Raw genomic sequence first — 6,075 nt, forward strand, 5'->3', positions numbered from 1 at the left:
GATATTAATACACTTAAAAATTATCAGACTGTTGTTTTTTTAAGCACATCTGGTGATATTTTAAATAGCCAACAACAATCCCAATTTGAACAATATATTCGCTCTGGTGGTGGTTTTGTGGGTATCCATGGTGCTTCTGCTGGCGAATATGATTGGACTTGGTATGGCAGATTAGTAGGTGCTGTTTTTGATGGTCATCCTATTCAGCAGCAGGCTACTTTTAAAGTGGTAGGTAAAAAACATCCGGCAACGAGTCATTTACCTGCCGAATGGAACATTAAAGAAGAAATTTATAATTTTAAAAATATCAATCCCAATATAAAAGTCATCCTAACAGTTGATGAATCTAGCTATCAAGGTGGTACCAATGGTGCCTTTCACCCAGTGGCCTGGTATCATAAATTTGATGGTGGTCGCTCGTTTTATACCGCTCTTGGTCATGCAGATGATAAATATTTAAACCCCTTGTTTTTAAAGCATGTACTTGCAGGAATTCAATATGCAATGGCTAAGTAATTTTATTTTATTTCTAGCTTTTTAGAAGAAAATTAGGACTTAATTTGTGTCACATAATCAAAGGTTTAATTAGCAATCAAAATTTAAAACCAAATGAAGAAGCGAAAAATTGTACTAGCTATATCAGGTGCCAGTGGTTCCATTTATGCCAAGGTTTTATTTGATAAATTAAGCATTTTGAAAGATCAGATTGCTGATTTAGCCATTGTTATGTCGGATAATGCTAAAGATGTTTGGAAACATGAGCTTGGAAACGAATCTTTTAAAGATTATGGATTTACGTTTTATGATAAAAGAGATTTTACTGCTCCTTTCGCTTCAGGATCTGCAGGTTTTGATACGCTCATCATTTGTCCCTGTTCTATGGGTACATTAGGGCGTATAGCAGGTGGTATTTCTGATGATCTAATTAGTCGGGCTGCTGATGTGGTTTTAAAGGAGAGAAGAAAATTAATTCTTGTCGTTAGAGAAAGTCCCTATAATTTAATACACATCAATAACATGAAGACTGTAACCGAAGCTGGCGGAATTATCTGTCCCGCAACTCCATCATTTTACAGTTTACCTAAAAGCCTTGATGAAGTAGCCGGAACTGTAGTCAACAGAGTGATTGATTTGGCTGGTTTTAGCCACGATTCTTATCGTTGGGGTGAACAATAAATCACTATTTATCACTAGCCTAATGCCCATGTCGACCATTTCAAGTGCATTTTGTATATTTGCATATTATCATGACTAAAAAAGTTGCATTTTATACACTGGGCTGTAAGCTGAATTTTTCTGAAACTTCAGCTATTGGGCGTCAATTTAATGAGGCAGGATTTGAAACGGTTTCCTTTACCGACAAAGCAGATGTTTATCTCATTAATACTTGTTCCGTTACCGATCATGCTGATAAAAAGTGTCGTAAAGTTGTAAAAGAGGCATTGAAGCACTCTCCAAATGCTTATATCGCTATTGTGGGATGTTATGCACAGCTTAAACCAAAAGAAATTTCCGAAATCCCGGGTGTTGATGTCGTGTTGGGAGCTGCAGAAAAATTCATGATTACCGAATACATTACTGATCTAACAAAAAAAGAAAAAACACAAATCTTTAATCAGGATATCTCCGAGGCAAAAGATTTTATACCCTCTTATTCTTTGGGTGAAAGAACTAGAACCTTTTTGAAAGTCCAGGATGGTTGTGACTATACTTGCTCATTTTGTACAATTCCCTTGGCTAGAGGAGCGAGTAGAAGCGATACCATAAGTCATGTGATTGAACAGGCCAATGAAATTGCTCAATCTGGCGTGAAAGAAATTGTGCTTACTGGAGTTAATTTAGGTGATTTTGGGATTAGAAATAGTGTTCGTGAGGATAAATTCTTTGATTTAATTCAATCCCTTGATCATGTGGAAGGCATTGATCGTATTCGGATTTCCTCCATAGAGCCGAATTTGCTTTCTAATGAAATCATAGAATTTGTATCTAAATCTAAAAAGTTTGTTCCACATTTCCATATTCCTTTGCAATCGGGTTGTAATAAAGTGCTTGCATTAATGCGTAGACGCTACAAGAGAGAATTGTATTCCGAAAGAGTGGCTCATATAAAAAATCTAATGCCTAATTGTTGCATAGGTGTGGATGTTATTGTCGGCTTTCCGGGTGAAACACAAGAAGATTTTCTCGATACTTATAATTTCTTGAACGAATTAGAAGTATCCTATTTGCATGTTTTTACCTATTCGGAACGTGAAAATACCGATGCTGCAGAAATGAAAGGTATTGTTCCTGGTTCGATACGTGCAGAGCGTAGTAAAATGCTGCATATTTTATCAGAGAAAAAACGTCGTGCTTTTTACGAAACTCAAGTTGGAGTTTTTACTGAAGTTCTTTTTGAAGCTGATCAAAAAAATGGCTTCATGCACGGTTTTAGTCGTAATTACGTAAAAGTTAAAGCACCTTACGATCCATTACTAATCAATGAGATTAAAATGATTAAGCTTGAAAATATCGCTTCCGACGGAGATATGGAGATTTCTGAAGCATCAGAAATATTTGTACACTAAAAGCTTCGGCTTTTTATTATAATTCTAATCATATTTTATAGATTAGCTTAACATTGTAAATAATCCAATATTATTCAAAATATATGTTCCCAACCATCACGCACCTAATTGAATATTTAACAGGTTTACATATCCCACTTCCCATTCAAACTTTTGGTTTTTTTGTAGCGCTGGCATTTGCAGCTGGGTATTGGGCACTTTCACAAGAATTTAAAAGAAAAGAGAAATTAGGTCTCGTAAAACCATTTACAAGAGAGGTAAAAATTGGTGAACCAGCATCTGCACAAGATCTTATCCTAAATGGGATATTTGGTTTTTTTGTAGGGTTTAAACTTCTCGATGGATTATTGAATTATACCGCTTTTGTGGCTAATCCTCAGGAATTTATACTTTCAACTAGGGGTAGTTTTTTAGGGGGACTTATTTTTGCTGCTTTGTTTATTTATTGGGCCTATGCCGAAAATAAAAAGGAGAAATTAAAGCAGCCTAAAATCATAAAAGAAACTGTTCACCCTTACCAAATAATGGGTACTTTATTGATGTGGGCTGCTATTTGGGGATTTTTGGGTGCTAAACTCTTTCATAATTTCGAATATTGGGATGATTTTGTGAAAGATCCTATTGGCGGACTTTTATCTTTTAGCGGACTAACTTTTTATGGTGGTTTGATTATGGGTGGTGCTGCCGTTCTTTATCATGCCAATAAATATGGCATAAAATGGATTCATATGCTTGATATTGCCGGTCCCGGTATGATGCTCGCTTATGCCGTTGGACGTATAGGATGCCACCTTTCTGGAGATGGTGATTGGGGTATTGTAAATCTTGCTGCAAAACCTAGTTGGCTAAGTTGGGCTCCAGATTGGGTTTGGTCGTTTAAATACCCTCATAATGTGGTAGGAGAGGGCGTTCCAATTCCTGGCTGTGTGGGTAATTTTTGTAATGAATTGCCATTGCCCGTATTCCCTACACCTTTTTACGAAGTTTTAATGGGATTAGCCATCTTTGCTTTTCTTTGGAGCATTCGTAATAGCATAAAAACTCCAGGCATAATGTGGTCTATTTATTTAATATTCAATGGATTAGAACGGTTTTTAATTGAATCTATACGTGTTAACTCAAAGTATCATGCCTTTGGTTTAAGCTTTACTCAAGCTGAACTTATATCAACGATTCTAATTCTTCTTGGTATAACTGGGATTTTTTGGTCCATAAAAAATGGTAAAAAATACACCATTGCCTAATTTATGAACCTTCAGAATCTTTGCCAACAAGTTATTTCTTTAAGTAATGAAGTTGGTTCATTTATTCGTGAAGAAGCTAAAATGTTTGACCGCAATATGGTTGAATATAAAGGATTGCATGACATGGTTTCCTATGTTGACAAAACTGCAGAACAAAAGCTTGTCGATAGACTTTCAGAACTTCTGCCGGAAGCTGGATTTATTACAGAGGAAAAAACAAGTAGCAAACAAGGCTTAAAATATACCTGGATAATTGATCCACTCGATGGAACTACCAATTTTATTCATGGTATTCCTACTTTTTCTATTAGCATAGCCCTTCAATGTGATGAAGAACTCATTTTGGGTGTGGTTTATGAAATAAATAGAGATGAATGCTTTTCGGCATGGAAGGATGGCGGAGCTTTTTTGAATGGAAAGCCTATTTACGTCTCCAAAGCACCCCAAATAGAAAATACCTTATTGGCTACAGGATTTCCATTTTATGAGTTTGCAGATTTAGAACCTTATCTAAATGTATTGAGAGTGCTCATGCAAAAATGCCATGGTATCAGAAGAATTGGATCTGCAGCAATTGATTTGGCCTATGTTGCCAGCGGAAGGTTTGATGGCTACTTTGAGTATAACTTAAACTCTTATGATGTAGCCGCAGGAATTGTTCTTGTAAAAGAGGCAGGCGGACAAGTTTTTGACTTTAAAGGTGGTAATCAATGTATTGCTAAAAGACAAATTATCGCAACCAATGGACTCATTTCAGAAGAGTTATTACTTGTTATTAAGCATTTTTTTCATTAAATTAGAGAAGCATTTTTAAAACCTTTAAATATGGCTATCACTAAAAAAATCCTACTAGCAATTTTATTAGTATTCATTTTGGGTCAATTCATCAGGCCCGATAAAAATCAATCCAATTTGGCAAGTCCAAATGATATTTTTGCGGGCTTTTCTGCTCCTGAAAGCACAAAGCAAATCATTCAAACAGCTTGTTATGATTGCCACTCAAACAACACAGTATATCCATGGTATTCTGAAATACAGCCTGTTGCATGGTGGATTGCTGATCATGTCAATGAAGGGAAATCTGAATTGAATTTCTCTGAGTTTTTAAGCTATAAACCTAAAAAAGCGGATCATAAATTAGAAGAGATAGTTGAAATGATTCAAGAAGGCGAAATGCCTCTTCAATCGTATACGCTGATACATGGGAATGCAAAATTATCTGAAAATCAAAAAACGGAGATTAGTAATTGGGCTCAAGGAATTAGAACAGAGTTAAAATCTAGAATAAACTAATTAAAATAAAAAAAGCCCTGGTTTTCAGGGCTTTAATTTTTACAATGCTTCTGAAACTACCTCGGTAACTTCCGGAACCATACGTTTCAGTAAATTTTCAATGCCAGATTTTAAGGTTATAGTAGATGAAGGACAACCACTACATGATCCTCTCAATTCAACAGTAACGATACCCTCCTTAAATGATCGGTAGCTAATTGCCCCACCATCCTGTTCAACCGCAGGGCGAACATAGTCGTGTAAGATCTGTTGAATTTTAATCTCAATTTCAGTGCCCTCAAAACTTGCCAGCGCTTCTTCTTTTTCAACAATTTTAAATTCTGATTCAACAGCACCTTTTACAAACTCTTTCAAAATGGGTTCAATATCGTCCCAATTAGAGCTTTCTGATTTTGTTATCGTTACAAAATTACTTGCAAAGAAAACACCTGTCACAAAATTGAATTTGAATAGTTCTCGAGCAAATTGTGATTTCTCAGCACTTTCCTTAGTTGCAAAGTCGATGCTATTGTTAGTTAATAGTTTATTCACTAAAAACTTACGAGTTGCTGGGTTAGGGGTAATTTCTGTATATACGTTTGTTGTTGAAGTTGCAGTGCTCATGATTTTATTTTATTATACAAAATTAACATTTTTTAGGTCCACAAGTAGGTTGAAAGTATTTATGACATGTGAATGACTGCCTAAATTCCAGTATAATTTGAAGGAGTAATTGCTTTAAGCTCTCCTTTTACTTTGTCTGAAATATTTAAACGATCAACAAATTCAGCAATAGTATTTTGGTTTATTTGCTGATTTGTGCGAGTTAAATCTTTTAAAGCCTCATATGGATTAGGATAGCCCTCTCTTCTTAGTATAGTTTGAATGGCTTCCGCAACCACAGGCCAGTTTGCTTCTAGGTCGGACGCTATGGCAGATTCATGAAGTAATAGTTTATTAAAACCTCTAAGTGTTGATTTTAAAGCGATTAA

Annotated in this window: 7 protein-coding genes and 1 pseudogene; 6 read left to right on the top strand and 2 right to left on the bottom strand. The window is 35.5% G+C overall.

The annotated features are described in order from the left end of the window. The 6 genes from ACILQF_RS09600 to ACILQF_RS09625 form a co-directional block, all read left to right on the top strand. The coding region (locus tag ACILQF_RS09600) for a ThuA domain-containing protein (RefSeq protein ID WP_395627193.1) at window positions 1-516 on the top strand (516 nt) is incomplete at its 5' end. Between the two features lie 93 nt (window positions 517-609). Then, window positions 610-1,176 (top strand): UbiX family flavin prenyltransferase, encoded by a 567-nt coding sequence (locus ACILQF_RS09605; protein ID WP_395627194.1) that lies wholly within the window; start codon window positions 610-612, stop codon window positions 1,174-1,176. 71 nt (window positions 1,177-1,247) lie between these two features. After that, entirely contained in the window at window positions 1,248-2,567 is a 1,320-nt protein-coding gene (gene mtaB, locus ACILQF_RS09610; RefSeq protein WP_395627195.1) for a tRNA (N(6)-L-threonylcarbamoyladenosine(37)-C(2))-methylthiotransferase MtaB, read from the top strand. A gap of 83 nt (window positions 2,568-2,650) precedes the next feature. Next, window positions 2,651-3,811, top strand: coding sequence for a prolipoprotein diacylglyceryl transferase (locus ACILQF_RS09615; protein ID WP_395627196.1), 1,161 nt, complete (start codon window positions 2,651-2,653; stop codon window positions 3,809-3,811). 3 nt (window positions 3,812-3,814) lie between these two features. Then, window positions 3,815-4,606, top strand: a complete 792-nt coding sequence (locus tag ACILQF_RS09620; protein WP_395627197.1) for an inositol monophosphatase family protein — start codon at window positions 3,815-3,817, stop codon at window positions 4,604-4,606. Between the two features lie 30 nt (window positions 4,607-4,636). Then, window positions 4,637-5,104, top strand: a complete 468-nt coding sequence (locus ACILQF_RS09625) for a heme-binding domain-containing protein (protein ID WP_395627198.1) — start codon at window positions 4,637-4,639, stop codon at window positions 5,102-5,104. A gap of 39 nt (window positions 5,105-5,143) precedes the next feature. Here ACILQF_RS09625 and ACILQF_RS09630 read toward each other — a convergent pair whose 3' ends face one another. Beyond that, the gene (locus tag ACILQF_RS09630) at window positions 5,144-5,707 is read right to left on the bottom strand and encodes a NifU family protein (protein ID WP_395627199.1); all 564 of its coding nucleotides are present in this window, start codon (window positions 5,705-5,707) and stop codon (window positions 5,144-5,146) included. Between the two features lie 80 nt (window positions 5,708-5,787). Beyond that, window positions 5,788-6,075 (bottom strand): annotated as a pseudogene (locus ACILQF_RS09635) (adenylosuccinate lyase); the annotation flags it as partial.

It is taken from the genome of Daejeonella sp., from assembly GCF_044232565.1.
Taxonomy (GTDB): domain Bacteria; phylum Bacteroidota; class Bacteroidia; order Sphingobacteriales; family Sphingobacteriaceae; genus Daejeonella.